Source organism: Labrys sp. (in: a-proteobacteria), from assembly GCF_047605565.1.
GTDB lineage: Bacteria > Pseudomonadota > Alphaproteobacteria > Rhizobiales > Labraceae > Labrys > Labrys neptuniae.
Map to the genome: position 1 here is coordinate 57,381 of NZ_JASGFM010000026.1, position 15,208 is coordinate 72,588.

A 15,208-nucleotide genomic window follows, 5' to 3' on the forward strand; every position below is an offset into this window, starting at 1 on the left:
TCTCCTTCCTAGAGCAAAGCGCGTTCAAGTGTGAACGCCCATTTGCTCTAACTCCTTGTTCCAACGCGTCTTTGCGATTCTAGGTGATCCGTCAAACCGCAAAACGCTATAAGGCCTGCAATGCTCGACAAGCCCGATCGTGAGCTTCACCTCGTCCTCGACCGCATGGCGCTCGAAGCCGAGATCGACGCCTTGGCGCTGGAGCATGAGGGCAATGCCGACGCCCTCAGGCTTGCGGTGGTCACCCTGCTCAAGACCACCCTGCGAGACGGCCGCGAGACCATCCGCACCTGGTTCAGCGAGGATCGTCTCGGCACGGCCTGCGCCCAGCGGCTGTCCTGGCTCGAGGACGAGATCATCCGCGCCACCTACGCCTATGTGACGCGCTACGTCTATACCACCCACAACCCCACGGCCGGCGAGCGCATGGCCGTCATCGCCGTGGGGGGCTATGGCCGCGGCACCCTCGCGCCGGGGTCGGACATCGACCTGCTCTTCCTGCTGCCGGCCAAGCAGACGGCCTGGGGCGAGAGCGTCACCGAGGCCATCCTCTATGTCTTGTGGGACCTCGGGCAGAAGGTCGGCCATGCCACGCGTACGATCGACGAGTGCCTGCGCCTCGCCCGCGGCGACATGACCATCCGCACCGCCTTGCTCGAAGCGCGTCCGATCCTCGGCGACATGGGGCTGGCGAGCGAACTTTCCGCCCGCTTCGACCGCGAACTCGTCCAGCTCACGGCAGCCGAGTTCGTCGCCGCCAAGCTCGCCGAGCGCGACGAACGCCTGATCAAGGCCGGCAATTCGCGCTACCGGGTCGAGCCCAACGTCAAGGAAGGCAAGGGCGGCCTGCGCGATCTCAACACGCTCTACTGGATCGCCAAATATGTCTATCGCGTCAGGGATGCCGCCGACCTCGTCGAGGCCGGCCTGTTCACCCGGCGCGAATACCGCCAGTTCACCCTGGCCGAGGACTTCCTGTGGGCGACACGCTGCGCCCTGCATTTCCTCACCGGCCGCGCCGAAGAGCGCCTGACCTTCGACATCCAGCGTGAGATCGCCGCCTTTCTGGGCTATTCGGATCGTGGCGGCCTGCGCGGCGTCGAGCGCTTCATGAAGCATTATTTCCTGGTGGCCAAGGATGTCGGCGATCTCACCGCCATCGTCTGTGCCGCGCTGGAAGCGCGCCAGGAAAAACCCAAGGCGATGTTGGATCGCTTCATCGCGCCTTTCCGCCGCAGCCAGCGCCAGGCCCTGATCGGCACCAAGGATTTCGTGATCGAGACGGGTCGGCTCAATGTCGCCAACGACCAGGTGTTCGCGCGCGATCCGGTCAATCTGATCCGCCTGTTCCAGCTTGCCGACCTGCATTCGCTGGCGTTGCATCCCGACGCGATGCGCCTCGTCACCCGCTCGCTCAAGCTGGTGAACGCTTCGCTGCGCGAGAATGTCGAGGCCAACCGGCTGTTCCTGGAGATCCTGACCTCGCGCAACGCCCCCGAGACCGTGCTCCGGCGCATGAACGAGGCCGGCGTACTCGGCCGCTTCATCCCCGATTTCGGCAAGGTCGTGGCGATGATGCAGTTCAACATGTATCACCGCTACACCGTGGACGAGCATCTCCTGCGTTCGGTCGGCGAACTCGCCGACATCGATCGCGGCGAGGGTGGCGACGAGCATCCCCTCGTCAACGAGATCATGCCGACCATCCAGAACCGCACCGCCCTCTATGTCGCCACCTTCCTGCACGACATCGCCAAGGGCCGGCCGGAGGACCATTCGCTCGCCGGTGCCAAGATCGCCAAGCGATTGGGGCCCCGCCTCGGCCTGACGCCGGGCCAGACCGACACGGTGTCCTGGCTGATCGAGCAGCATCTGGTGATGTCGATGACGGCGCAGTCGCGCGACATCTCCGATCGCAAGACCATCGAGACCTTCGCCGGCACCGTGCAGACGCTGGAACGGCTGAAGCTGCTGCTCATCCTCACCGTGGCCGATATCCGGGCAGTGGGGCCGGGTGTGTGGAACGGCTGGAAGGGTCAGCTCCTGCGCTCGCTGTTCTGGGAAACCGAGCTGGTGCTGGCCGGCGGCCATTCCAAATCCGACCGGCGCGCCAGCGTTCAATTGGCCCAGGACGAACTCAGGGCCGGCCTGTCCGATTGGAGCGCGGCGGAGGTCGATGCCTATGTGTCACGCCACTACCCGCCCTATTGGCTCAAGGTCGAGCTGCCGCGTCGCCTGCGTCATGCTCGCTTCATCCGCGCCGCGCGCGAACGTGGCGAGACGCTCGCGACCGAAGTCGCCACCGATGCCTTCCGCGGCGTGACCGAGCTGACCATTCTCGCCCCCGACCATCCGCGCCTGTTGTCGATCATTACCGGCGCCTGCGCGGCTTCCGGCGCCAACATCGTCGATGCCCAGATCAACACCACCACGGACGGGCTGGCACTCGACACCATTTTCGTCAGCCGCGAATTTCCGCAGGACGAGGACGAATTGCGGCGCGCCGGCCGCATCGCCCAGGCGATGGAGCAGGCACTCACCGGCACCATCCGCCTGCCGGAAGCCGTGGCCAAGCGCGGTGCCATCAAGCCGCGGCAGAAGGCCTTCCAGGTCGCGCCCGAGGTGGTGGTCGACAATGAATGGTCGAACCGCCACACCGTGGTGGAGGTCTGGGGCCTCGATCGTCCCGGCCTTCTCTACGACCTCACCACGGCGATCTCGCGGCTCAACCTCAACATCGCCTCGGCCCATATCGCGACCTTCGGCGAGAAGGCGGTCGACGTGTTCTATGTCACCGATCTCACCGGGGCGAAGATTACGTCCGTGCAGCGCCAGGACAGCATCCGCAGCAATCTGCTGGCGGTGTTCCGGCGCGAGGGGAAATCGGGCTGAACGGGGCGGGGCCGACGCTGCGCAACGGCCTTTCCGTGATTTTTGAACGAAGTCCTTATTGCAGTCTCTGCACCAGCTGCTGGTAGAATTTCTGCGAATCCCTGCCCATCGGAAGGTCGTTCTGGGCATTGGGGCCAACCAGGTCGGCGGTGACCACGCGGGCCCGGTCGCGCAGGGCCGACCAGTCCGGCAAGGCCCATTGGGCCTGCGTGATGGTCGAGAGGATATAGAGCACATTGTAGCGCCCCGTCAGCGTCAGGCTCTGGACGGCGGGCCGGGCCAGCATGTTGACGAGGGCGCCGACCAGCATGCGCTGGTCGTCGGGCGAGACCGTCCCGTCGCGCAAGGCACGCACGAGATTCTCCGTGGTCGCTCGCCGCACATCGCCGTCGGGACCATCGATCAGGTTGACATTGGCGAGCAGCTGCTCCCCGGCCGTGAGCTGGGGGACGGGCGGCGGCTTGTAGGCGCGGGACTGGTCGATGGCCTGTGTCAGCACGGCATTCGAATCGCGCAGATACATGTGCTGGGTTGGATTCGACGTCGGTGATGGCGTCTGAGCCAGGGCGACCTTGAGCTTGGCCTGGGCTTCCTCGAGCGCGCTTTTCAGCGCCAAGAGCTGATCGTTGAGCTCCTTGAGTTCGGCTGCATGCTGAAATCGTTCGGTCTGGAGCCGAACGTCGGCCGCCAGGAAACGCTGGGCCCGTTTGTCATTGTCCGCCGACAACTCCTCGGCCTGCCCGCGCAGGCGATCGGCCTCCTTGCGCGCGTCGTTCTCTCGAAGGAAGGAGATGAGTGCCAGGACGGCAAAGGCAATGGACAGGACGAGCGTGACGACGAAGCCCATGCGAATATGGCGCGTCCGGCGTTCGGCCGCCGTGCTCGCGCTGACGAAGGCCTCGATTTCCGGATCCTTGTCGCGATATCCGGCGGCTTCCACCAGGGCATTGCCGGTGAGCAGGTAGCCGGGTGCCCGGTTCGATCGGCGCCACTGATAGGCCAGGGCGCCGATGCGGATCTGGGCGCGGGCATCCTGCGCCGTCCCTGCTCGCTTCGATCTCCTGGCCGGCGGCGTGCCGGCAGGCAAGGGCGGTTCCGGCGAGTCGAGATAGGGCGCGAGCGGCAGGTCGAGATCCGGCCTCGCGCCGTTCGTCGACCAGGTCAGCAGTTGCGTGCTCCAATAGTCGATGATGCCCTGGGCCGTCTCGCGATCCTCCTCCTTTCCAAGCCGTGCCCCGGCGGCTGCGACTTCGCCTCGGAAAGCGGTGATGCGATCGCGAAAGGCCGAGATCGCCTCCGGCGTATCGCCATCCCGCTGGCTGCTGGACCTGAGCAGGTCGAGATGCTCGTGGCTGATATCCGCGATGCTTGCAAAAGTCTGCGGCGGATGAGGAGGCATCGTCTCGCTCATTGCACGGCTCCCAGAATGTTCTTCAGGCGGTCGCTGATCTGGAAGACGCTGTCGAAATCCGCCTTCAGCCTGCTGTCGAGCGCGAAGAACTGGGCGCTGGCATTCTTCTGGAAACCCGAAAAGGAGCGCTGCAGGGCCCGGATCGCCGGGGCGCTCTTGAGGTTGAAGGCGGTGTCGCGCTGCGCGATCTCGACATCCTGCAGGCAGGCATCGATCTTGTCGCAATCCTCCCCGTCGACAGTCAGATCTGCCCGTTCCAGGCCAAGCGCGGCCAGGTTCAGCAGCATGGCCCTGGTCTCGGGCCAGAGGGCGGCGATCTCATCCACGATCAGGACGCCGGGATCGTCCAGGCAACTGGCGAGGATCGAGAGGTTCTGCTCCACCCTCTGCAGGCGGTTATGCGTCGCGATCCGGCTCATCAAGGTGCGCTGCAGGGCGCCAAGGGCGCTGATCGCCTCATCGAGCGCTGCCTGCAGGCCGGTATCGGCTCCGCCGATTTCGACCAGGGCACCTGCCAGTTCCGGCAGGGGCAACTTGGTCGCTGCATCGAAGATGCCCTTGTTCAATTGCACCGACTGGCTGTCGCTGATCGCGGCGATCTGCCGGACGGCGATGAGCACCGGTCCCGGCCTGTCGGCATCGAGCCCCTCCTGGCAACGCTGCGAACTGCTTTCGAGGTCGTCGACCCAGGAAAGATCGAGACCGGCCAGGATCTCGTCCGCACCCGGCCTGGTGATCTGGGTGCGGATGGCGGTGACGGCGGCGCGCACCTGCGAAATATAGACCTGCACCGTCTCATAGCTGATCGGATTGTCCATGCTCGCCACGGCCTGCAGCAGGATGCGGGTGTGGTTGATCTGGATGTGATGAAGGCTGTCATGCAGCCCCTTATAGGCGGCCAGCAGGTTGATGCGCTGGCCGATTTCGGCAAGCCGCTGCTTCGAGATGCCGGCCTTCTTGCGCACCTCGTCCTTGGCCAGATAGGCGGCGAGGCTGTCGAGCCCGGAGACGACGGTGCCGACCTGCGAGGCCACGCTCGGCGGTGCGGTCAGGGCATCGGGGATCAATTGCGTGACCAGCTCCCTGAACGCGGTGTTGTCGTTCTTGGCATGCAGCACGATGGCGACGAAATTCGTCAGGATCCCGCATTTTTGCGCCCAGTCGACGCAATCCCGGGCGACCTTGCGCCGGGGCTGTTCGGCAAAGCTTACCCCGGTGATGGCAACCGAGGTGCCGTAGCAGATCTGCATGAGGTCGCCGAGTTCACGAAAGGTGCACAGGTCTCCGATGGCGTTGGAGATCGAGATGACGCTTTGAGGAGGAAGTGTGACGACGCCCATGCCGTTCTCCCTTCCTCAGGCCGCCGGGATTGCCGCGCCGAAGCCAGCTGCCTCGATATCGGCCCGGATCAGGCCCGCCGGGACGCCCTGGTTGAATTTCGGTTCGCCCCAGGCCGGATCGCCGAAATGATGGAGGGCGAGAAGCTGCCATTCCATGCTCAGGCAGGGTGAGCCCGAGGAGCCCGGATCGGTGTTGGTGGCATAGCGTAGTCTCGGCCGGTCCGGCGGGGCGGGCGTGGGCAGGATCGCCTCGGTGTCGATCGCCAGCTTGACGGGGCCGCCATGGGGATGCTGGGCGATGATCAGCGGCGAGCCTTGGCCCAGGGCCTCGTCCCGCTTCGGCAGGGCGAGCCAGCCGCGTTCGGCGCCGACGGTCCCGGCGAGCTGCAGCAGCGCAAAGTCGAGCTCGGTCGCCGAGGGCGGCGGCTCGTCCGGCGCCTCGGTCATTTCGGCCGGCGCATAGGGGCGATGATGCAGCAGCGCAGTGCCGGATAAGGCGACCGCCTCGCCCTCGTTGAAGGAACCGTCGGTCTTGCGGGCATAGTCGAAGCGGCAGGAGACCATCGGCCAGTCATTCTGTCCGGCCGCTGCCTCGACGACATGCCAGTTCGTCAGCACGGCCTGCGGCCCGACCAGGAAACCGGTGCCGGCCGGGCTGCCGTCGATCTCGATGCGGCACACCCGGCGCAGCGTCTCGTTCATGCCGGCGACCCACAAGGCGGGATCGAGCATGCGCAGATGGGGCTTGATGTTGCGCTGCAGGCCGGGGCCCAAGGTTTCGGCGCTGGGCTGGGTGCCACGATGATCCTTGTCCAGCACCACCAGGTCATAGGGGTTGGTCAGGGTTTCAGCCGCCGCTTCCGGCGCCAGGCGGACGATGAGTTGGCGAATATCGTCGCGATGCGGGCGGTTGACGTAGATCGCCTTGAGGAAATTGCCGGTCTGGCCTTCCTGTTCGAGGCGAATGACGAGTTCGCGCAGCACCGAGACCAGCGGCTGCCTCACATCGGCCCAGTAGACCTCGAGCTGGTCGCCGGTCGCCACATAGACGAAATTGCCGAGATCATCGAGATTGACGGTCGTCGACAGGGCCTTGGCCAGTTCGGAGACTTGCGCGCCTGTGAGCTTGTCCACCTTCGCCCCCTCTTGCCGCCTGGCGCTTGCCGCTCGCTCGACTATCCCGATGTCGGCTCCCGGCTGAGCGCCTGCTTGCTCGAGCTCCCTGCTTCGACGCGCCCTTGCGGTTCCAAGTATCTCCGTCCGATCGCAAGACGCTTTAGCATAATCGCGTGAGAGCGCCGTGAATCCCGGCAGGGGCTCGGCGGACTTCAGCCTGGGGCGGAGGACGTCGGGAGAACGCCACGGCGCCCGATGCGGATGCCGGTTTCGGTGAAGCCGGGATGGCAAGCGCCGCAACGAGAACCGCCTCCGTCACATATGCAACGGAGGCGGGGAAAGGCGCGAGGCGTGGAACTTGCCGCGTCGGCTCAGGTGCGGGCGCTGCCGGAGGAGCGCAGACGGTCGAGGGCGACGGCGCCGATGATCACCAGGCCCTTGATGATGAACTGCCAGATGTCGGACACGCCGATCAGGATCAGGCCGTTGGAGAGCACGGCGATGATCAGGGCGCCGATGAGCGTACCCCAGATCGAACCGATGCCGCCGACGAAGCTGGTGCCGCCGAGGATGACGGCGGCGATGGCGTCGAGCTCATAGGACTGGCCGAGCTGCAGGCCGTTGGCGGCATAGAGCTTGGCGGCGGACATCGCCCCGCCCAGGCCCGCCAGCAGGCCGGAAATGCCGTAGACGATGAGCAGGATCGACCAGACCTTGATGCCCGACAGCCGGGAGGCCTCGGCATTGCCGCCGATGGCATAGATGCGCAGGCCCAGCACGGTGCGGCGCAGGATCAGCCAGGACACCACCACCGTGGCGAGCGCGATCACCATCAGCCAGGGCACGCCGAAGATCGTGCCGTTGCCGATGAAGGCGAAGGGCAGGCTGGGATTGAAAATCGTCTTGTCCTCGCCGAACAGGCGGGCGAGGCCGCGCACCGCCGTCATCGAGCCGAGGGTGACGATGAAGGGCGGCAGGCGCATGAAGGCGATCAGCGCGCCGTTGACGAGGCCGAGCAGGCCGCCGGTCACCAGGGCGGCCACCAGCCCCATCATGCCCCAGCCCGGGATCAGCGAGACGATCAGGGCGATCATCGCCGAGGCTGCCAGCACCGAGCCGACCGAGAGATCGATGCCGCCGGTGAGGATGACGAAGGTCATGCCGGCGGCGAGCACGGTGTTGATCGAGGCCTGCTGGGCCACGATCGACAGATTGTTCCAGCTCATGAAGCGGCCGCTGGCCCAGGACAGGCCGCCGGATTCGACATAGCCCGACAGGAGCTGGAACAGGATGGCGATCAGCACGAGGGCGGGCAGCATGCCCAGGCCCCGCAGGGTGCCCGACAGGGCGAATTTGCGGCGGGCGGTATCTGCGGTGGAAGGGTTGGTGGATGTCATCGCACAGTCCTGCCTGTCTTGTGAGCCGTCTTGGGGGCTGTCGCGTCTTGCCGGTATCTCGCGGTGCGGGATCGTCGGGTGGAAGCCGGGTAGGTCATGCGGCATCCTTTGCGGCTGAGGTCGCGATCGCCATGATGTTCTCCTGGCTGACCGCTTCGGCATTGCCGCCTCCGCCGAGTTCCCCGGCGATGTGGCCTTCGCGCATCACGATGACGCGGTCGCAGATGCCGACGATTTCGGGCAGTTCGGACGAGATCACCGCCACGCCGACGCCCTCGCGGGCCAGCCGGTCGATCAGGCGGTAGATTTCCGATTTGGCGCCGATGTCGACGCCGCGGGTCGGCTCGTCCAGGATCAGCACGCGCGGCTTGGTCTCGAGCAGGCGCGAAAGCAGGACCTTCTGCTGGTTGCCGCCGGACAGGCCACCGACCGGCGCGTCGGGCGAGGCGGTACGGATGCCGGTGGCCTGGATCGCCTCGGCCGTGCGCTTGCGACCCTTGGCGAGGTTGAGGAAACCGCCGGCCAGGGCGTCGCGGGCGATCACCCCCAGATTGATGTTCTCGGCGACCGACATGTCCAGCATCAGGCCGAGCAGCTTGCGGTCCTCGGTGAGATAGGCGATGCCGGCCTCGATGGCGTCCTGGGGCGAGCGGATGCTGACCTCCTTGCCATCGACCGCCACGGTGCCCGATATCCTCGCATCGGCGCCGTAGACCAGGCGGGCAAGCTCGGTGCGGCCGGCGCCGACCAGGCCGGCAATGCCGAGCACCTCGCCCTCGTGAATGTCGAAGGAGCAGGGCTGGATGCGCCGGCCGTCGGCGATGTCGCGTACCGAGAAGATGATCCGGCCGCGGCTTTGGTGGGCATCATGCTCCTTCTTGTAGAAGGAGGAGAGGTCGCGCCCTACCATCATGCGTACCACTGCGGCGGGAGTGATCGCCTCGCGGTCCAGGGTGCCCACATAGGTGCCGTCGCGCAGTACCGAGACGCGGTCCGAGAGCTCGTAGACCTCTTTCATGCGGTGGCTGATATAGACGATGGCGAGCCCCTCCTGCTTGAGCTGGCGCACCAAAGCGAACAGCCGCTCGGTCTCGCGCTCCGACAGGGTGGTGGTGGGCTCGTCCATGATCAGCACGCGGGAACGGGCATGCACCGCACGGGCGATCTCCACCAGCTGGCGTTCGGCGATCGAGAGCTCGGCCACCTTGTCGCGCGCGGTGAAGGTGGCGCCGAGGCGCTGCAGCACGCTTTCGACGCCGGCAATCATGGCGCCGCGGTCGATCAGGCCGGCCCGGCTCGGTTCGCGGCCGAGATAGATATTCTCGGCCACGGTGAGATTGGGAGCGAGGGCGAGCTCCTGGTAGATGATGGCGATCCCCAATTGCTTGGCTGCCATAGGGCCCGAGATCGCCACCTTCTGGCCATCGATCAGGATTTCCGAGCCTTCATCCGGCGTGTAGGCGCCGGAGAGGATCTTCATCAGGGTCGATTTGCCGGCACCATTCTCGCCCATCAAGGCATGGATCTCGCCGAGCTTGACGTCGAGCGACACGTTCTTGAGGGCCTGGACCCGGCCGAACGTCTTGGAAACATTGCGCATTTCCAGGAAGGGATGCGTCTGGCCTGGGTTCATCCTGCCCCCGTTTTCATGCTGTTATTTCAGCAGTTGCGCCAATGTTGCAGCTGTTCCCTGGCTTGCCAATGATTTTGACTGGATTTGGTAAGCGGCGACGAAGGCCGGGCTCTGGCGCAGGCCGAGACCGGCAAAGGCCTCGATGTCGAGCACGGCCAGGGGATCGCCGCTCTTCAGCCGCTGCCAATCGGCTTCGCCGATGCGTGGCTCGAAGATGTCGAAGGCAATGCCCCGATCGTCCACGCCGCCGAGATAGCGGGCAAAGCAGGCAAGCAGGAAGGCTTCGCGCGCAAGGTCCGAGCCGCCAGCGATCAGCTGGCCGATGGTCTTGCCGTGGAAGACCACGATCTTGGAGGCGCCATCGCCGGCCACACGGAGGAGCTGGTCCTTGATCGCGGGATTGGCGAAGCGCTCGATCACCGTGTCGGTGAAAGCCGTCGTCGAATAGCCGGCGGGCGGTTCGACGAGACGGCGGGCATCGTGCTCCCAGAACGTGTGGAGAAGGCGGGGAATGTCGGGGTGGCGCATGCCCTCGTCGACCAGGCGGGCGCCCATCAGCAGGGACGGGTAGCACATCAGCATATGGGCGGCATTGGACAGCCTGCCCTTCACCGCGACATAGGCCGGCACTTCGCTGCTGAATACCACGCCAGCCCGTTCGAGCTCGGGGCGGCCGGCGCAGAAACGGTCCTCCACCACCCAGCTCGTATAGGGTTCGCAGGTGGCGGCGACGAGATCCTCGACGCCGATGCCGGCGGTGATGCGCCGGCGCTCATCCTCCGGCACCTGCGGCGCGATGCGGTCGACCATCGAATTGGGGAAGGCGCCGTTCGCTTCGATCCAGTCGGCGAGGCCGGGATCGAGGGCACGGCCAAAACCGAGCACGGCAAGGCGCGAGGTGTCGCCGTTGCGGGGGAGGTTGTCGCAGGACATCACGGTGAAGGGCGGCAGGCCGGCCTGGCGCCGGCGCGCCAGCGCGGCCACGATATAGCCGAACACTGTCCGCGGCGGCCCGCCCTCGAGGTCGTGGCGGATGTCGGGCGCGTCGAGGCGGAAGGCGCCGCTCGTTTCGTCGATGTTGTAACCGCCCTCGGTGATGGTGAGCGAGACGATGCGGGTGGCGGGATCGGCGAGGCGGGCGAGCACGGCTTCGGGATCGGCTGGGGCATGCAGATAGTCGATCATCGCGCCGACGATCTGCGTTTCCTTCGGGGCCGGGGAGGTGAGCTGCGTCACCGTGTAGAGATTGTCCTGCAGGCGATAGGCTTCGGCCTTGGCCCGTGCGGCGGGACCGTCGGTCAGGCCCACGCCGCAGATCGCCCACTCCTCCTGCCCGGGATGATGCAGGCAGGCTTCGATGGCGATGGCCTGGTGCACGCGGTGAAAATTGCCGACCCCGAAATGCACGATCCCGACCCGCAGCCGGCTGCGATCATAGGTCGGCCGGGTCACGGTCGGGCCGAACGAGGCGAGTGTCGATGTCTTGAGCGGGAGCATGGCCTGTACTTTCAGGAGTTGAAATGGCCTCCTCGGGCAGGAGGAGGCCATCTTGGACCAGACGGCGACGTCAGTCGTCGTGCTTGGCATTCCATCCCTTGTAGTCGCCGACATTCTCGCGGGTGACCAGTGCGGAGGGAATCAGGATGACCGGTTTCTCGGGCTTCTTGCCGTTGACCAGGTCCATCGCGGTCTGCGCCGAGACCTTGGGAATGGCGTAGAAATCCTGGCTGGCGGAAGCCTTGATCATGTCCAGCGCCGGATCCTTCAAGGCGGCCTCGATATCCGGCGAGCCGTCGACCGAAGTGATGAAGAACTCGCTGCGGCCGGCCTGCTTGGCGGCGAGCGCCGTGCCGATGGCCTGCGGATCGTTGATGGTGAAGATCGCATCGATCTTGGGGAAGCGCGTCAGGTAGCCCTGGGCCACCGCCATGCCGCCGTCGCGCGATCCCTTGCCGTCCTGGTCGTCCGACAGGATCTTGATGTCGGGATATTTGGCCAGGACCTGCTTGCAGCCCACCACGCGGTCGATCACCGAGGAGACCTGCGGCCCGTTCTGGATGACGACATTGCCGGCGCCCTTGAGCTTGTCCGCGATGTACTGGCAGGAAACGCTGCCGGCCATGATGTTGTCGGTCATCACGATGGCGTCGGCGCCCTCGGCGCCGGTGTCGAAGGCGATGACGGGAATGCCAGCCGCCTGGGCCTTCTTGATCGCCGGCGTGATCGCCTTGGGATCACCGGGATTGAGCAGGATGAAATCGGCGCCGGCCGCGATGAAATTATCGATCTGGTTGACCTGTTTGCCGAGGTCGTAGTCGTAGCCGACGGTGGTCACCTGCGCCTGGGGATAGGCCTTCTTGATGATCCGGGTCGCCGTGTTGGCGATGATCACGAAGCCGGGATTGCCGAGCGATCCTACCGATATGCCGACCGTCTTGACCTCCTTGGCCAGGGCAGGGGCCGATATGCCCGTGACCAGGGCCGCGCCGGCCATGGCGATGCCGGCGAGGCATTTCAAAGCCTTCATGATTTCCTCCTCATGAATGAGATCGATCTCATTTTATTATAAAAACTTACAGATCAAATGATGCATGAGAAGGCAGGTCTGTCAACGCTGGTCCGCGATCAAGGCGCGAGATCGAAGACCGATTCCCGGTCGATCAGGATGGTCGGCATCTCGACATCCCTGCCGGATTCGCCGCCTTGGATCTGCCGGACCAGCAGATTGACGGCTGCGCGCCCCATTTCATGGATCGGACGCTGCACCACCGAGATCGCCGGCGTGAGGGCGCCCGACCAGGGCGATTCGTCGAAACTGATGAGGGCGACATCCCGCCCCACCGCGAGATTCAGGGCCCGGCAGGCAGCCAGCACCCCGATGGCGATTTCCTCGCATGTCGCCAGGATCGCGGTGGGCCGCGGATCGGCGCTGAGAATCGATGTCGCGGCGTCGATGATCATCTGGGGATTGTTCGGCGTGTAACGCAGCCAGGCCTTCGGCAGGTCGAGGCCAGCCGCTGCCAGGGCTTCGCGCGCGCCGAGGACGCGATCGCGCGCGCTCGAGACGGCGCCCCGCGGCTCGCTCTGTCGATGCGAGGTGGCAGCTGCCGTCAAGACGACGAGGCCGATGCGGGTGTGTCTGCGGGCGATGAACAATTCCACGGCTTCGCGGGCGCCGCCGCGATCATCCGTGGTCACCGCGCTGACCGGAATATCCGCGATGCGGCGGTCGAGCAGCACCATGCGTCCCTCGCCGGCGCCGGCCTTCTGCAGATGCTCGTTATGGTCGGGCGAGGACGGCACCACGATCATGCCGGCGACGCGCTTTTCCATCAGGGTCTGCACCGCCTCGACCTCGGTCTTGAGATCGTCGTCCGTGTTCACGATCAGGGTCTGGTATCCGAGGGAAGCGCAGGTATCGATGATGGCCCGGGCCGCACTGGCGAAGAAGGAATTGCTGATGTCGGCGAGCACCACACCGATGACCTGGGTGCGACCTGCCCGCATGGCCCGGGCCGCTTCGTTGAGCCGGTAGTTCAGCGTCCGGGCCGCCGCCGCGACGCGCTCGCGCGTCTCCTCGGTGACCAGGCCATAGCCGCCGAGAGCGCGGGCCGCCGTTGCGCGGGAAACCTTGGCAAGACGTGCCACGTCCAGGAGGCGGGCAGGACGGGAAGGGCCGGCTCGTGGGCTTTCCTCGTCGGTTTTCTTGTTTTGGGTCATGCCTCTACTTGGTGCAGGAGGCTTTCTTTGGCCAAATTGAAAAGTATTCGCTGTCGCGGGAAGCCTGCCTACTCCCTTTACGGTAGAAAGGCAAACCATCCGCGTCTGCTGGTGGACGATGCTGCCCGGTCAAGCTCAGGCCGTCGGTTGTTCAGCAAAGTTTGGAAATAGTCGACCTTCTTAAAGTCATCGGATCGCCGCGATGGCAGCGGACACCTCGCCGATACTGCTGCCACCCTGAATGGGGGAGGCGGTGGTGGTGGAGCAGGACCTTGACCCTGCACGGGTCGTTTTCAATCGTTTCGGCCTGGGGCCTCGCCCCGGCGACCTGGCGAGGCTGGGCGGCGACCCGCGCGCGGCGTTGCGGGCGGAGCTTGCCAAACCCGATATTGCCCTGATCCCGGTTGCGGCGGATGCCGACCGCCTGCCGGGCAGTGCCGCGGCCATCCAGGCCGTCATGAACGAAAACCTGCAGCGCAAGATGGAGCGGATGACGGCGCCCGCCGCCGTCCAGATGGACCCGGAAGGCAAGCCCGCTATATCCGCCGCTCCCGCCCCGCAGGGGCCGATGAAGCCGGAGCCGCCCGTCGAGGCCAGGCTGCTGAAGGCGGAAGCGCAGGCGCGCTTTGCCAAGGCGATGGCGGCGGAAATCGGCTTCGTCGAGCGCCTCGTCGCCTTCTGGTCCAACCATTTCTGCGTCTCGGCCGCCAAGGACAACATCGTGCGCGCGGCGGCGGGCGCCTTCGAGCGGGAGGCGATCCGCCCCTTCGTGCTGGGCCGCTTTGCCGACATGCTGGTGGCCGTCGAGCATCATCCGGCCATGCTCTATTACCTGGATAACCAGCAATCCATCGGCCCAGGCTCGCGGGCGGGGCGCAATCATAACCGTGGCCTGAACGAGAACCTCGCCCGCGAGATCCTCGAACTGCATACGCTTGGTGTCGGCAGCGGCTATAGCCAGGCCGACGTGACCGCCTTCGCGCGCATCCTCACCGGCTGGATGGTGGCGGGGCGGGAAGGGCGGCTCGGCGAGCCCGGCAGCTTCGTCTTCAATGCCAACACGCATGAGCCCGGCGACCAGGTCTTCTTCGGCAAGACCTACCCGGCCGGCGGCATGGGCCAGGCCGAGGCCGTGCTCAACGATATTGCCCGCCATCCCGCCACCGCCCGGCATATCGCCACGAAGATCGCGCGCCATTTCATCGCGGACGATCCACCACCTCAGATGGTCGCACGCCTGGCGGAGACGTTCGCCAAGACGGATGGCGATCTTCGCGCCATCGCCGTGGCGCTGGTCAACGCGCCGGACGCCTGGTCGCAGCCGCTGGCGAAGATGCGCTCTCCCCTCGATTTCGTTCTCGCCCTGCGCCGCGGTATCGGTCCCGGTTCCGAGGCCGATCCCGGGCAGACCCTCAATTGGCTGGCGGTGCTGGGCGCGCCCCTGTGGCAGCCGCCCGGCCCGAACGGCTTTTCCGATCTCGTCGATGCACAGGCCTCCCCGGCGGGCATGGCGATGCGCCTCGATATCGCCTCGCAGGCGGCGCGCCAGGCCAGGACTCTTGCCGAGCCTGCCGATCTCCTGGAAGCGCTCATCGGTCCCTCGGTATCAGCCGAGACGCGCGATGCCGTCATCCGCGCCGAGTCGCGCCAGCAGGCGGTGGCGCTGCTCTTGATGGCTCCCGAGTTCCAGAGGAGATAG

10 protein-coding genes are annotated in these 15,208 nt (G+C 65.8%); 2 read left to right on the forward strand and 8 right to left on the reverse strand.

The window, feature by feature from the left end; translation table 11 throughout:
• The first annotated feature begins 120 nt into the window (after window positions 1–120).
• On the forward strand, window positions 121–2,892 hold the full coding sequence (locus QM672_RS21390) for a [protein-PII] uridylyltransferase (RefSeq protein WP_376717716.1): 2,772 nt from the start codon (window positions 121–123) through the stop codon (window positions 2,890–2,892).
• 55 nt (window positions 2,893–2,947) lie between these two features.
• Here QM672_RS21390 and QM672_RS21395 read toward each other — a convergent pair whose 3' ends face one another.
• From QM672_RS21395 to QM672_RS21430, 8 genes are all read right to left on the reverse strand, one after another.
• Window positions 2,948–4,303 carry a hypothetical protein gene (locus QM672_RS21395; protein WP_415084969.1) on the reverse strand — a complete coding sequence of 452 codons (1,356 nt, stop codon included), beginning with the start codon at window positions 4,301–4,303 and terminating at the stop codon, window positions 2,948–2,950.
• Window positions 4,300–5,643: a hypothetical protein gene (locus tag QM672_RS21400; RefSeq protein WP_311939846.1), complete on the reverse strand. Its 1,344-nt coding sequence runs from the start codon at window positions 5,641–5,643 to the stop codon at window positions 4,300–4,302. Before QM672_RS21400 ends, QM672_RS21395 begins: the two co-directional genes overlap by 4 nt.
• 15 nt (window positions 5,644–5,658) lie before the next feature.
• The gene (locus QM672_RS21405; protein ID WP_415084971.1) at window positions 5,659–6,777 is read right to left on the reverse strand and encodes a trypsin-like peptidase domain-containing protein; all 1,119 of its coding nucleotides are present in this window, start codon (window positions 6,775–6,777) and stop codon (window positions 5,659–5,661) included.
• A 353-nt stretch (window positions 6,778–7,130) separates the two neighbouring features.
• The gene (locus QM672_RS21410) at window positions 7,131–8,156 is read right to left on the reverse strand and encodes an ABC transporter permease subunit (RefSeq protein WP_311939842.1); all 1,026 of its coding nucleotides are present in this window, start codon (window positions 8,154–8,156) and stop codon (window positions 7,131–7,133) included.
• A 94-nt stretch (window positions 8,157–8,250) separates the two neighbouring features.
• Window positions 8,251–9,789: a sugar ABC transporter ATP-binding protein gene (locus QM672_RS21415; protein WP_415084974.1), complete on the reverse strand. Its 1,539-nt coding sequence runs from the start codon at window positions 9,787–9,789 to the stop codon at window positions 8,251–8,253.
• A 21-nt stretch (window positions 9,790–9,810) separates the two neighbouring features.
• Complete coding sequence (locus tag QM672_RS21420; RefSeq protein WP_415084976.1) at window positions 9,811–11,286, reverse strand: mannitol dehydrogenase family protein; 1,476 nt, start codon at window positions 11,284–11,286, stop codon at window positions 9,811–9,813.
• Between the two features lie 70 nt (window positions 11,287–11,356).
• Window positions 11,357–12,316 (reverse strand): ABC transporter substrate-binding protein, encoded by a 960-nt coding sequence (locus QM672_RS21425; protein ID WP_068292631.1) that lies wholly within the window; start codon window positions 12,314–12,316, stop codon window positions 11,357–11,359.
• 98 nt (window positions 12,317–12,414) lie between these two features.
• Window positions 12,415–13,509 carry a LacI family DNA-binding transcriptional regulator gene (locus QM672_RS21430; protein ID WP_311939835.1) on the reverse strand — a complete coding sequence of 365 codons (1,095 nt, stop codon included), beginning with the start codon at window positions 13,507–13,509 and terminating at the stop codon, window positions 12,415–12,417.
• Between the two features lie 241 nt (window positions 13,510–13,750).
• On the opposite strand from QM672_RS21430, the gene QM672_RS21435 reads away from it, so the two are divergent.
• Window positions 13,751–15,208 (forward strand): DUF1800 domain-containing protein, encoded by a 1,458-nt coding sequence (locus QM672_RS21435; RefSeq protein ID WP_415084979.1) that lies wholly within the window; start codon window positions 13,751–13,753, stop codon window positions 15,206–15,208.